A 12413-nucleotide genomic window follows, 5' to 3' on the forward strand; every position below is an offset into this window, starting at 1 on the left:
TGTCGGCGGTCGCCCCGCAGGGAGCCACGGCGGCGGGTGGCGGCCGTACGCTGCCGGGTGTGGAGAGCGGCGCGCGACCGGGCGAGACGGCACAGACCCTGGACCGGGGCCTGCGCCTGCTGCACCTGGTCGCGGACGCGCCCAGCGGGCTCACCGTCACCGAGGCGGCCCACCGGCTGGGGGTCGGCCGGGCGGTCGTCTACCGGCTGGTCGGCGCGCTGGTCGAGCACGGGATGGTCCGCCGCGACGGGGCCGGGCGGCTGCGCGTCGGCGCGGGCGTGCTGCACCTGGCCCGGCGGGCCCAACCGCTGCTCGCCGAGGGAGCCCTGCCCGCGCTGCGGCGCCTGGCCGAGCAGGTCGGCGCGACGGCGCACCTCACGGTCGTGGAGGGCGGCGAGGGGGTGGCGCTCGCCGTGGTCGAGCCGACCTGGACCTCGTTCCACGTGGCGTACCGGACCGGTTCCCGCCACCCGCTGGAACGGGGCGCCGCCGGCCAGGCGATCCTGGCCGGCCGCCGGGGGCAGGCGCAGCCGGTCGCCACGAGCGGGGAGTTGCAGCCCGGGGCGTACGGCGTCGCCGCGCCCGTGCTCGGCGTGCCGGGCCTGGAGGCGAGCGTCGGCGTGGTCGCGCTGGCCCCGCTGGACATCGCCCTGGTGGGCGCGGAGGTGCTGGCCACCGCGGCGGCCGTGGGCCGGGCCCTCGCCTGACCCTTGCCTGATTTGGGCCCGCGCCTGACCCGGCGTGCGCCTGACCCGGGCCGCCGTCGGCGGTCAGGCCGCCCGGTAGCAGCGCCAGGCGTACGGGTCGCGGCTGTTCGAGGTCTGGGCGAACGCGTCCGACCCGTACCGGTCCCGGCAGGCGACGTTCATGTCGACCGTCTTCGACGAGAGCAGCCGCTCGCACCGCCACCGGCCACCGTCGGTGTCCACCCAGCTCCCGCCGTAGTGCCGGTCGCAGTACTGCCCGACCATGGACTCCAGTTGGCCGTTGCCGCCGGGGCCCAGCAGGACCGGTTGCGCGGGCGGCGGCGGGGCCGCCGGGCTGGCCGGCGGCGCGGTCGGCGTGGCCGTCACCGACGCGGCCCCGGCCGTGGGGGACGCCCCGGAGGGGGTGACGCTCGGCGAGCCCGTGGGGGTCGCGGTCGCCCCGCCGGCCGTGGCGGCCGGGGTGAGGGAGTTGACCCAGTCGGTGGAATCGGGCGTCGGGGCCGGCACCGAGACCGCCACCCCGACCTCCGGCGCCGCCTCGCCCTGCGGGGGCGTGGTCCCCGGCGCGCCCCGTCCGAGCAGCGCGGCGACGAAGAGGACCACCCCGCCGACGAGCGCGACCACCGGGAGGAGCCAGAGGATGCGGCGCCCCCGGGACGGCCCGGCCTCCTCGGGTTCGCGCGCGTGGGCGGCCCGGTGCCGACCGTTCGACTCCCGGTCCTCCGTCGCGGCCGGCCGTACGCCGCCGCGCGAGCGGGACTGCGGGGAAAGACTCGGCGATCGCGTCACCGCGGGAACTCCACCGTCGGCGCGTCACCTTCAGCCACGAAAGCCTGCCTCCCTGCCGTTGCGCGTCCGCGGACAGTTCGGCCACTTCGCTTCACCGAAAAACGACCGCTGCCACCCCGCGCCGGATGGATTCACTCACCCCGGTGTCGGCCGATACTCCGCCGGCCCCGGCGTGATCGACCGTCATCATGGCCGGCCGAAGCCGCGAACGCAACGCGAGAAGGGTACGGGGCCCGGCCGTTCACCCGACCGGGCCCCGCGGCGTCCGCCTGCGTGACGGTGTGGATCCGCCTGCGTTACGGCCGGGCTCCGGGGTGCAACGGCGTGGTCACCGCGGCGTACGCGTCGACGATGCCGTACCCGTAGAACCCGTTGAAGTTGGTGCCCCCGGCGCAGTACGCGTCGAAGGTCTCGTCCCGGCCCTCGTCGCGGTACTGCTGCAGCCGCGGCGTCGGGCAGGCGTGCTCGGCCGCCGTGCGGTAGAGCTGGTTCTCCACCAGGTCCGGCGCGAGCGTCAGGCCACCGGTGCGGTGGTCCCGCCGGCCGAACTTGCTGACGATCAGCGCCGCCACCCCCGCGGCGTGCGGCGAGGCCATCGAGGTGCCCTGCAGGTAGGTGTAGTAACCGCACTCCCCCTGCGCCGGGCAGTCCTTGTAGACCAGGTCCTCGTTGCCGGGCACGACGTTGCCGTCGGCGTCGACCGTCCCCTCCTCCTGCAGCACCTTCTTCGGGTACGACGAGAGGATCATGTTGGCGTTGGTCCGGAAGCTCGGGGTGCCGAAGCCGTCGCGGAACCAGCCGCCCGGCGCCGCGACCTCGGTCTGCTCCGTGCCGTAGTTCGAGAAGTCGGACTTCTTGCCGGACGGGCCGAGGGAGGAGACCGCGATCACGTGCGGGCCCTCGGTCGGCAGGTTCAGGCAGGTCTTGTTGTCGATCGGCCGCTCGTACGGCGTGCCGCCGTAGTCGGGGCTGGTGACGTCGTTGCGCGGCGAGCCGAGGTCGTCGTTCTCGTTGCCCATCGCGGCGACCAGCGTCACCCCGTGGGCGTACGCGAAGTTGAGCGCCCGGTTCATCGCCTTGATGATGGCCCGCTGCTCGGCCTGCGCCTCCGGCGAGTCGGCCGGGTTGTTGGCGCAGTTGAACAGCCACGGGTCGACGTAGAAGGACATGTTCACCACGTCCAGCCCGGCCTTGCCGGCGTAGACCAGCGCGTTGACGACCGGGTTCACGAAGAAGTACCCCGAGTCCTGGCCGCCCTTGAGCTCGACCAGGGTGACGTCCGGGGCGACGCCGGTGAGGCCGACGCCGTTGGCCGCGGCGCCGATGATGCCCGCCACGTGCGTACCGTGCCCGCCGTCGTCGGTACCGACCGGGTCGAGGCAGCTCGCCACCTCGCACGGGCCGTCCACATCGGTCTTGTCGGGCGCGAAGTTGCGCGACAGCGACCGGCTGAAGTGCGGCGCGAGGTCGGGGTTGCTGGCGTCCAGGCCGGTGTCGAGCACCCCGACGGTCACCCCGCGGTCGCCCGGCTCGGCGGCGTGGGCCCGGTCCGCCCGGATCATCCGCTGGCCCCAGAGCTTGTCGTCCAGCGGGTCGGCCTTCGGCCCGTGCTGCCCGCCCGTGGCGCCGCCCTTGCCGGCCGCGCGCGCACGCTGCGTCAGGTTCTCCCGCTCGACCGCGTCGCGCTTGAGCTTCGGCGCGTACCCGATCGCACGCTGCTCGGACGCGCCGATCAGCTCGCCGGCCGCGGTGGCCCGCTTGGCGAAGTCGGTCCGGTCGCTGGTCACCTCGAAGACGCCGACGTCGTCGGTGCGCGAGACGACCGTACCGCCGGCCGCCCGGATCGCGGCGACGGCCGATTCGGCGGAGACTCCGTCCTCGGCCACGACGGTGTAGCGGGTCGTGCCGGCCGGCGCGGCGGCGACGGATCCGGCCGGTACGGTCAGCGCGAGCGCCGCCGTCGTCGCGGTCGCGACGGCTGCGGCGGTGAAGCGTCTACTCACCACATCCAGGTCCTTCCTTGAGGGATGTGGAGTCATCTCACCCGATCACCAGGAGCATCGCCAGAGGACCGCCCGGAATCGACGGATTCGTCGACACTCCTGGTCGGCGGTCGCGCGGGCAAGAGCGGGTGGGTCGTCCGGCGCTCGTCAGCCGGACACCGGCGTTCCCTCGCCGGTGGGACCGGGCTCCGGCGCGTAGAAGCCGGTGGTGTTCCGGATCGCGGTGGCCACCACCTCGGAGCTGGCGCCCGCCGCCCCGTACGCCGCACCCCACGCCTCGCTGCTGCTCGTCGCGAACCCCCGGCCCTCGGGCGAGACGGCCCACTCGTCCGGGTTGCCGATCGACGTGCCGCCCAGGTGCAGGCCCAGGCCGAGCAGCGTCAGGTCCCAGCCGACCCCGACCGCGCCCGGGCCGTACCGGTCCCACATGGCGGGGTCGACCGCCGCGACGTGTTCGAGTTCCAGCGTGGTCCGCTCGGGCGCGTCCGACCGCAGCCGGACCTCCACCTCGGAGCCGCCCGCCTCGGCGTGCTCACCGAAGATCCAGGTCACCCGCAGCAGCCGGGGCGGCTCGCAGCGCAGGATCCGGCCGCCGGCGTTGCCGGTGAACTGGTACGTCCCGCCGGGGCGCAGGTCACCGCTGACCGGCAGGAACCAGCGGGTGAGCCGTTCCGGGGTGGTGATGGCGTCCCAGACGTCCTCGATCGCCGCGTCGTAGCCGCGCTCGGCGACGACCACCCGGGCGTCGCTCTCGCCGAGGGTTGTCTGGCCGACCCGCCGCCGGATGGCGTTGATCTCGTCGATGATGTCGATCATTTCTCGTCCCTTTACGGGGAGGCGCCCGCCCTCGCCGGAACGGGTCGCCCCCTAACGGTCGGCGTCGGTCGCGGCCTCCCCACCCGCCGGCTCCGCCCCGCCGGGGCGCCCCCGGCGCTCCCGCTTTCCCCGGGCCAGCTCCGTGGCCAGCGCGTCGAGCCGCTGGTTCCAGAACCCCCGGAACCGGTCGAGCCAGAGGTCCACCTCGCGCAGCGGCGCCGAGTCCACGGCGTACAGCCGGCGGGTGCCCTCGGCCCGGACCGTGGCGAAGCCGTTGTCCCGCAGCACCCGGAGGTGCTGCGAGACCGCGGGCTGGGAGATGCCGAATTCACGCTGAACAGCGGCGCTGATCGCACCCGAGGTCTGTTCGCCGTCGGCGAGCAGCTCCAGGATCCGGCGCCGTACCGGATCACCGAGTACGTCGAACGCGTGCACGACCGCGATAATCCCAGCTACGGCTTATATAAGTCAACTCTGAAACAGTGGGCAGGTCAGGGACGAGTCATCCGCAGCACGTCGAGCGCCTCGTCGAGCTGCTGCTCGGTCAGCCTGCCCGCCTCGACGTGCCCCCGGGAGAGCACGACCTCCCGGATGGTGGACGAGGTGGCGAGCGCCTCCTTGGCGATGGAGGCCGCCTCCTCGTACCCGAGGTAGCGGTTCAGCGGCGTGACGATGGCGGGCGAGCCCTCCGCGTACGCCAGGGCGACCTCGGCGTTCGCGACCAGCCCGACCACGCAGCGGTCGGCGAGCAACCGGCTGGCGTTGGCCAGCAGGGTGATCGACTCCAGCAGGTTGCGCCCCATCACCGGCAGCATGACGTTGAGTTCGAAGTCCCCCTGCGAGCCGGCGAACCCGACGGCGGCGTCGTTGCCGATCACCTGCGCGCAGACCTGCCGGACCGCCTCGCAGACCACCGGATTGACCTTGCCAGGCATGATCGACGAGCCGGGCTGCAGGTCCGGGATACGCAGCTCCTTCAGGCCGGCCGCCGGACCGGAGCCCATCCACCGGATGTCGTTGACGATCTTGTAAAGCCCGACGGCGACGGTACGGAGCTGGCCCGACGCCTCGACCAGCCCGTCCCGGGCGCCCTGCGCCTCGAAGTGGTTGCGCGCCTCGGTCAACGGCAGGCCGGTCAGCTCGCGCAGCTTCTCGACCACCTTCCCGCCGAAGCCGGCCGGCGTGTTGATCCCCGTGCCGACCGCCGTACCGCCCAGCGGCAGCTCGGCGAGGCGGGGCAGCACGCCCTCCAGCCGCTCGACGCCGTACCGGACCTGGCTGGCGTACCCGGAGAACTCCTGCCCGAGCGTGACCGGCGTGGCGTCCATCAGGTGCGTACGGCCGGCCTTCACCACCGTGGCGAACTCCTCCACCTTGGACTCCAGCGCGGCGGCCAGGTGGTTGAGCGCGGGCAGCAGGTCGTGCACGACCGCCTGCGTGGCGGCCAGGTGGATCGACGAGGGGAAGACGTCGTTGCTGGACTGGGAGGCGTTGACGTCGTCGTTCGCGTGCACCGACCGGCCCAGCTCCCGCGCGGCCAGGGTGGCGATCACCTCGTTCGCGTTCATGTTGGACGAGGTCCCCGAGCCGGTCTGGAAGACGTCGATCGGGAACTGGTCGTCGTAGCCGCCCTCGGCCACGTGCGCCGCCGCCGTGGCTATCGCCCGGGCGACCTCCGAATCCAGCACGCCGAGGTCGGCGTTGACCAGGGCCGCCGCGCCCTTGATCTGCGCCAGGGCGCGGATGTGCGCCGGCTCCAGCCCGCGGCCCGAGATCGGGAAGTTCTGCACGGCACGCTGCGTCTGGGCCCGCCACAGCGCGTCGGCGGGCACCTCCACCTCGCCCATCGTGTCGCGTTCGATGCGGTAGCCCGTTGCCTCTGGTGTGGTCACGACATCCATCCTGCCGCGCCGCCGACCAGCCCGCAGATGATCCTGGCCACCACCGCCCGCTTACCGAACAATGCCGGGGCGCCGTTCATCAGTGAGATCCAACTGCACGTCCCCGGGCCACCGGAAAGGAGGCCGATCGGCGGGCCCACTGAGGAGATCCTGGAGATGTTGGAACAGACGGCGCTCGTTCGTTGACGATTTAAGCGTCAACGGCTCCGGTGTCCCCGGGCTCCGGCTCGGGCCTGACGAATGTGCCGCGCCCGGTAAACGTCACCACCCGGCCCTCGTCGCGTAACAGATCGAGCGCAGTCCGCACGGTGCCGCGCGCTACGTCGTACGTCTGCGCCAACGTCACCTCACCGGGGAGCTTGTGCCCGGGTGGCCACTCGCCGCTGTCGATCTTCGCCCGTAGCGCGTCGGCCACCTGTTCAGCGAAGGAGCGCGGTGACCACGGGTCGATCATGCCCACAGGCTTTCACCTGTCCAGCCACGCCAGCCTGTCTATGGTGTTCTCTTTATGGACAGGCTGGACAGGTTGGGTCTACGGTGGGGTGAAAGTCGGCCCGAGCAGCGCGGACACGCAACCCGGGGCCTTGATCGGACACGGGAGGTCCGACCCGATGAACAGTCTCTCTTGTTCTGTCCCGTCAGCGCCGCGCGGAAGGCGCGTCTCATGACGATCCTGGCGGTCGGCGCGCGTCAACTGCCGAGAAGCGAGCTGGTCGAGGTGTGGATGGACGCCGGCTCCAGCTGCACGGGACAGCGCGTCACGGTTCCCGTGAAGTGTCTGACCCTCTCCGGCCTCGACCGGGGCGAGGGCCGAACGGCGCTGTACGAGTACGACTCGGGCGACCGCCGGGAGTGACACCTGCGGCGCGACGATTGTGGCCGCAATCTTGGTACGGGGCGGCCCCTATAGGGGCCGCCCCGTACCAAGATTGGTTCTGTATTCCCTGGAAGGAGCGAATACAGTGACGAGGTACGCCCCGGTGCCGCCTCTGCCAGGCATGCTGCCCGGGGCATTGCCATCTCCGCCGGCAGCGCCGTGCTGTCTCCGCCGGCAGCGCCGTCAGCGGCGGCCGACGGTGAGGACGGGCTTGGTCACCTCGGCGAAGAAGTCGTTGCCCTTGTCGTCGACGACGATGAAGGCCGGGAAGTCCTCCACCTCGATCTTCCAGACCGCCTCCATGCCGAGTTCCGGGTACTCCAGCACCTCGACGTGCTTGATGCAGTCCTGGGCGAGCCGGGCGGCCGGGCCGCCGATCGAGCCGAGGTAGAAGCCGCCGTGCTCGGCGCAGGAGCGGGTGACCTGGGCCGAGCGGTTGCCCTTGGCCAGCATCACGTACGAGCCGCCGGCCGCCTGGAACTTCTCCACGTACGCGTCCATCCGGCCGGCGGTGGTCGGCCCGAAGGAGCCGGACGCGAAGCCCTCCGGCGTCTTGGCCGGCCCGGCGTAGTAGACCGCGTGGTCCCGCAGGTACTGCGGCATCGGCTCGCCGGCGTCGAGCCGCTCGGCGATCTTCGCGTGGGCGATGTCCCGCGCCACCACCAGCGGCCCGCTGAGCGAGAGCCGCGTCTTCACCGGGTACTTGGCGAGTTCGGCCCGGATCTCGTCCATCGGCCGGTTGAGGTCGACCCGCACCACGTCGGCGCCGACGTCCAGCTGCGCGTCGGTGACGTCCGGCAGGAACCGCGCGGGGTCGGTCTCCAGCCGCTCCAGCCACACCCCGGACGGGGTGATCTTGGCGACGGCCTGGCGGTCGGCGGAGCAGGAGACCGCGATCGCCACCGGGCAGGAGGCGCCGTGCCGGGGCAGCCGGACCACCCGCACGTCGTGGCAGAAGTACCGGCCGCCGAACTGGGCACCGATGCCGAACTGGCGGGTCAGCTCCAGCACCTCGGCCTCCAGCTCCAGGTCCCGGAAGCCGTGCGCCAGCATCGAGCCTGAGGTCGGCAGGTTGTCGAGGTACTTCGCGCTCGCGTACTTTGCGGTCTTGAGCGCGTACTCGGCGGAAGTGCCGCCGATGACGATCGCCAGGTGGTACGGCGGGCAGGCCGCGGTACCGATCAGCCGCAGCTTCTCCTCCAGGAACTGCATCATCCGGGTCGGATTGAGCAGCGCCTTCGTCTCCTGGTAGAGGTACGACTTGTTGGCCGACCCGCCGCCCTTGGCCATGAAGAGAAACTTGTACGCGTCCGGGTGCCCGTCCGGGTCCTCCGCGTAGAGCTCGATCTGCGCGGGCAGGTTCGAGCCGGTGTTCCGCTCCTCCCACATGGTGAGCGGGGCGAGCTGCGAGTAGCGCAGGTTGAGCTTGGTGTACGCCTGGTAGACGCCGCGGGAGATGGCCTCCTCGTCGCCGCCGTCGGTCAGTACGTGCCGGCCGCGCTTGCCCATCACGATCGCCGTACCGGTGTCCTGGCACATCGGCAGCACGCCGCCCGCCGCGATGTTGGCGTTGCGCAGCAGGTCGAGCGCGACGAACCGGTCGTTCGGCGAGGCGGCGGGATCGTCGATGATCGACCGCAGCTGAGCCAGGTGGGCCGGGCGCAGGAAGTGCGCGATGTCGTGCATCGCCTCGGCGGTCAACGCGGTCAGCGCCGAGGGCTCGACGGTGAGGAACCGTCGGCCGCCCGGCCCGTGCACCACGTCGACGCCTTCGTCGGTGACCAGGCGATATTCGGTCTGGTCCGCACCGAGGGGCAGCAGGGGGGCGTAGGCGAACTCGGCGGCACTGCTCATGACCGGCAAGCCTAAGCCAGCCGGGCCGGTCCGTCGCACCCGCCGGGTCGGTCGTGGGACGGCGCTCTCATCCGTCCTTCCCGCCGCCCGGTGCCGGGCACACCTCGTCCTTCGGGCCGGCACAGGTGGGGCCCCCGGAACCGGGCTCGTCGCCCCGTCCCGGGCCGGATCCGGGGCCTGCCCCCGGGCGGTCCGGACCCGCCGGCGCCGACCCCGCTCCGGCGAAGCGGACGTACCCGATGTCCCGGCCGTCGCCGATCACCATCCCGGCCGGACCGACCGCGAGTACCTTCGCCGACGAGCGGAGCGTGGCCAGCTCCCGCCCGGTACGCGGGTCGAGGGCGACGATCCGGTCCGGCCGGTGGTCCACAATCACCGCCGCGTACGGGGTGAGCGCGGCGCCGCCCTTCGGGTCGATCGGGCGGGTCCAGCGGGCGGCCGACGCGGTCAGCTCGTAACCGCCGAGCGTCCGCTTGTCGGCGGAGCGGGCCAGCGTGTACCGGTCGTCGACGGCGAGCAGCTTCTCGCCCTCCTTGCCGACCCAGAGCAGCCGCCCGTCGTAGCCGTCGAGGATCGCCTCCCGGCCGTCCGGGCCGACGCCGACCAGCACGTTGCGCCCGCCCTGCGGGCCCTGCCGCTGGGCGCAGCCCGCGCCGTCGGCGGTACGCAGGTTCACCCCGGCCCGGCGCCAGACCTCCTGTCCCGTGACCGGGTCCCGCGCCACGACCGTGAAGTAGCAGGTGCCGTCGGCGGAGCGGGCCCCGATCCGCAGCAGCCGCCCACCGGCCACGACCAGCTTGTCGTTCTCCCCCGGTTCGGACTCCTGCACCATCCGCCCGGTGGCCGTGTCGACAATCTGGACCCGGCCGTCCACCGGCAGGCCGAGCAGGGAGGGCATCTGTTCCGGACCGGCGGCGCCCGGGTCGACCTGCTCGGTGGCGAGCCGGCGGGTGCCGAGCGTCTCCGGGTTGTCGGCGAGCCAGCCCACCTTGACGCCCTCCAGGAACGTGGTCCAGAGCGGCTTCGCGCCGCGCGGCTCCCAGGCGGTCAGGGTGCAGTCCTTGGCGTCGTCACAGTGGACGTCGAGCAGCGCGTTGCGGTAGCTCCAGACCCCGATCGCGTCGCCGTCGTGGCGCCGCACCGCGCCGCTCGCGGGGTCGACCAGGTCGTACCCCTTCACCAGGAGCTTGCCCACGGCGACCACGGCGTCCCGGTCGCCGCCGGCCACCGCGACCCAGTCGGCCTTGCGCTCCCAGAGCCGTACGCCGGTGCTGAGGCTGCGCGCCTCGACGCTGGTGCGCTGCTGCACGATCACGGTGTCCCCGGCGATGGTGACGCTCTTGGGGCTGCCACCCACCCGCTGCTGCCAGACCACGTCCGGCTCGGATAGGGGCTGGCTGCGGTTGACCCAGCTCCACAGGTTCGGGAACGGGTTCCAGACGTTGGTGGCGGCGAGCACGATCACGACGATCAGCGCGAAGGCGAGGAAACCCTTCACGTGCAGGCGACCGCTGCCTCTCGCCACGGGATCACGGTAACCAGGGCCGGCGGCCGGACGCGCTAAGGCGCTGACCGTGTCGTCCCGGTATTTACCCTTGGTGCTGATCTTCCACGGGCAACCCCACGGTCGAGCGGACCAACGGCAGCGTCCGGTACGGGATCTGCTCGGTCAGCGCGATGAGGGTCGAGGCCCGGGTGATCGCCTCCGACGAGAGGATCTGGTCCAGCACCCGTTGCAGGTCCGTGTTGGAGCGGGCGACCACCCGGCAGAGCATGTCGCTCGCCCCGGTGCTGGTGTACGCCTCCAGCACCTCGGGGATCCGGGACAGGTGCGCGGTCACCCGGTCGTGCCCGTGCCGCTGACTGATCTCCAGGGTCACGAACGAGGTCACCCCGAACCCGATCGCCGCCGGCGAGATCTCCGGCCCGAAGCCGCGGATGATCCCCCGCGCCAGCAGCTTGTCGAGCCGGGCCTGGACCGTGCCGCGGGCCACCCCCAGCCGGCGGGAGCACTCCAGCACGCCGATCCGCGGCTCGGCGGCGAGCAGTTCGATCAGGCGCACGTCGAGTCGATCAAGCTGGGCATCGTGTACAGCGGTCACGGGAGTTGACCATACCGAATGCACAAGCTGACCAGATTCCTACTGAACTGTTGCACAGTTCCGGCGCTGCCCGGGATGCTCGCCCCAACACCGGTACCACCGCCCACCGGTACCAGCGCGGCAGCCCACCGGCCGCCGCCACACGGAAGGAGCCCGACGTGACTCAGGCGATCGACCGGCCGCCCCTCGGCGACGACGCGGACATCGACGGTCTCGTGGGCGCGGTCGCCCACGACATCTCCGCCGACCCGTTCCCCGTGAAGGGCATGGACCACATCCAGTTCCTGGTGGGCAACGCCAAGCAGGCCGCCCACTACTACTCCACCGCCTTCGGCATGACCTGCGTGGCGTACCGGGGCCCGGAACAGGGCTTCCGCGACCACGCCGAGTACGTGCTGACCAGCGGCTCGGCCCGGTTCGTGCTGACCGGTGCCGTCCGCCCCGACGCGCCGGGCGCCGAGCACGTCAGCCGGCACAGCGACGGGGTGGTGGACATCGCCCTGGAGGTGCCCGACGTGGACGCCGCGTACGCGTACGCCACCGCGCAGGGTGCCACCGGGCTCACCGCCCCGCACGACCTGACCGACGAGCACGGCACGGTCCGGGTGGCCGCCATCGCCACGTACGGCGACACCCGCCACTCGCTGATCGACCGCTCCCGCTACGAGGGCCCGTTCCTGCCCGGCTTCGTCGCCCGCGGTCCGATCGTCGACCGGCAGCCGATGATCGAGGCCGGGGTGCAGCCCAAGCGCTTCTTCCAGGCGGTCGACCACGTCGTCGGCAACGTGGAACTGGGCCGGATGGACGAGTGGGTGGAGTTCTACCGCCGGGTCATGGGTTTCACCAACATGGCGGAGTTCATCGGCGACGACATCGCCACCGACTACTCGGCACTGATGTCGAAGGTGGTCGCCAACGGCACCCGGAAGGTGAAGTTCCCGCTCAACGAGCCGGCGGCGGCCCGCAAGAAGTCCCAGATCGACGAGTACCTGGAGTTCTACGGCGGCCCGGGCGCCCAGCACATCGCGGTCGCCACCAACGACATCCTGGCCAGCGTCGACGCGATGCGCGCCGCCGGGGTGGAGTTCCTCGACACGCCCGACTCCTACTACGAGGACCCGGAGCTGCGGGCCCGTATCGGCCAGGTCCGGGCCCCGATCGAGGAGTTGCAGGCCCGCCGGATCCTGGTCGACCGGGACGAGGACGGATACCTGTTGCAGATCTTCACAAAGCCGGTGCAGGACCGGCCGACCGTCTTCTTCGAGTTGATCGAGCGGCACGGCTCGCTCGGCTTCGGCAAGGGCAACTTCAAGGCGCTCTTCCAGGCCATCGAGCGGGAACAGGAACGTCGCGGAAATTTGTAA

13 protein-coding genes are annotated in these 12413 nt (G+C 72.1%); 4 read left to right on the forward strand and 9 right to left on the reverse strand.

The window, feature by feature from the left end; all coding sequences use genetic code 11:
* Window positions 1–59 precede the first annotated feature (59 nt).
* Window positions 60–707, forward strand: a complete 648-nt coding sequence (locus tag AB0J86_RS11305; RefSeq protein WP_363855918.1) for a helix-turn-helix domain-containing protein — start codon at window positions 60–62, stop codon at window positions 705–707.
* A 63-nt stretch (window positions 708–770) separates the two neighbouring features.
* Here the strand turns inward: AB0J86_RS11305 and AB0J86_RS11310 are convergent, their stop codons facing one another.
* From AB0J86_RS11310 to AB0J86_RS11330, 5 genes are all read right to left on the reverse strand, one after another.
* Complete coding sequence (locus AB0J86_RS11310) at window positions 771–1496, reverse strand: hypothetical protein (protein WP_363855919.1); 726 nt, start codon at window positions 1494–1496, stop codon at window positions 771–773.
* A gap of 296 nt (window positions 1497–1792) precedes the next feature.
* Window positions 1793–3499: a S8 family serine peptidase gene (locus AB0J86_RS11315; protein ID WP_363855921.1), complete on the reverse strand. Its 1707-nt coding sequence runs from the start codon at window positions 3497–3499 to the stop codon at window positions 1793–1795.
* Between the two features lie 147 nt (window positions 3500–3646).
* Window positions 3647–4315, reverse strand: coding sequence for an SRPBCC family protein (locus tag AB0J86_RS11320; protein WP_363855923.1), 669 nt, complete (start codon window positions 4313–4315; stop codon window positions 3647–3649).
* 51 nt (window positions 4316–4366) lie between these two features.
* Entirely contained in the window at window positions 4367–4750 is a 384-nt protein-coding gene (locus AB0J86_RS11325; protein WP_363855925.1) for a metalloregulator ArsR/SmtB family transcription factor, read from the reverse strand.
* Between the two features lie 56 nt (window positions 4751–4806).
* A complete protein-coding gene (locus AB0J86_RS11330) occupies window positions 4807–6216 on the reverse strand; it encodes a class II fumarate hydratase (protein ID WP_363855926.1) in 1410 nt (469 codons plus the stop codon).
* 27 nt (window positions 6217–6243) lie between these two features.
* On the opposite strand from AB0J86_RS11330, the gene AB0J86_RS11335 reads away from it, so the two are divergent.
* Window positions 6244–6402: a hypothetical protein gene (locus AB0J86_RS11335; protein ID WP_363855928.1), complete on the forward strand. Its 159-nt coding sequence runs from the start codon at window positions 6244–6246 to the stop codon at window positions 6400–6402.
* A gap of 4 nt (window positions 6403–6406) precedes the next feature.
* Here the strand turns inward: AB0J86_RS11335 and AB0J86_RS11340 are convergent, their stop codons facing one another.
* Window positions 6407–6670, reverse strand: a complete 264-nt coding sequence (locus AB0J86_RS11340) for a winged helix-turn-helix domain-containing protein (RefSeq protein ID WP_363855930.1) — start codon at window positions 6668–6670, stop codon at window positions 6407–6409.
* Between the two features lie 210 nt (window positions 6671–6880).
* Between AB0J86_RS11340 and AB0J86_RS11345 the strand changes: the two genes are divergently transcribed.
* Window positions 6881–7072 carry a hypothetical protein gene (locus AB0J86_RS11345; protein ID WP_363855932.1) on the forward strand — a complete coding sequence of 64 codons (192 nt, stop codon included), beginning with the start codon at window positions 6881–6883 and terminating at the stop codon, window positions 7070–7072.
* Window positions 7073–7276: 204 nt separating this feature from the next.
* Here the strand turns inward: AB0J86_RS11345 and AB0J86_RS11350 are convergent, their stop codons facing one another.
* From AB0J86_RS11350 to AB0J86_RS11360, 3 genes are all read right to left on the reverse strand, one after another.
* Entirely contained in the window at window positions 7277–8947 is a 1671-nt protein-coding gene (locus AB0J86_RS11350; RefSeq protein WP_363855933.1) for a fumarate hydratase, read from the reverse strand.
* A gap of 67 nt (window positions 8948–9014) precedes the next feature.
* Window positions 9015–10472 (reverse strand): PQQ-binding-like beta-propeller repeat protein, encoded by a 1458-nt coding sequence (locus AB0J86_RS11355; protein WP_363855934.1) that lies wholly within the window; start codon window positions 10470–10472, stop codon window positions 9015–9017.
* Window positions 10473–10536: 64 nt separating this feature from the next.
* Window positions 10537–11049, reverse strand: a complete 513-nt coding sequence (locus AB0J86_RS11360) for an Lrp/AsnC family transcriptional regulator (RefSeq protein ID WP_363855938.1) — start codon at window positions 11047–11049, stop codon at window positions 10537–10539.
* A gap of 158 nt (window positions 11050–11207) precedes the next feature.
* Here AB0J86_RS11360 and hppD point away from each other — a divergent pair, with 158 nt between their 5' ends.
* A complete protein-coding gene (hppD, locus tag AB0J86_RS11365) occupies window positions 11208–12413 on the forward strand; it encodes a 4-hydroxyphenylpyruvate dioxygenase (protein ID WP_363855940.1) in 1206 nt (401 codons plus the stop codon).

The sequence above is a fragment of the Micromonospora sp. NPDC049559 genome, from assembly GCF_040676675.1.
Taxonomy (GTDB): Bacteria; Actinomycetota; Actinomycetes; order Mycobacteriales; family Micromonosporaceae; genus JBFAPK01.

Coding starts and splice junctions, on each gene's coding strand:
- AB0J86_RS11320 (WP_363855923.1), bottom strand. CDS start 4,315: ATGATCGACATCATCGACGAGATCAACGCCATCCGGCGGCGGGTCGGC.
- AB0J86_RS11330 (WP_363855926.1), bottom strand. CDS start 6,216: ATGGATGTCGTGACCACACCAGAGGCAACGGGCTACCGCATCGAACGC.
- AB0J86_RS11335 (WP_363855928.1), top strand. CDS start 6,244: ATGATCCTGGCCACCACCGCCCGCTTACCGAACAATGCCGGGGCGCCG.
- AB0J86_RS11340 (WP_363855930.1), bottom strand. CDS start 6,670: ATGATCGACCCGTGGTCACCGCGCTCCTTCGCTGAACAGGTGGCCGAC.
- AB0J86_RS11345 (WP_363855932.1), top strand. CDS start 6,881: ATGACGATCCTGGCGGTCGGCGCGCGTCAACTGCCGAGAAGCGAGCTG.
- AB0J86_RS11350 (WP_363855933.1), bottom strand. CDS start 8,947: ATGAGCAGTGCCGCCGAGTTCGCCTACGCCCCCCTGCTGCCCCTCGGT.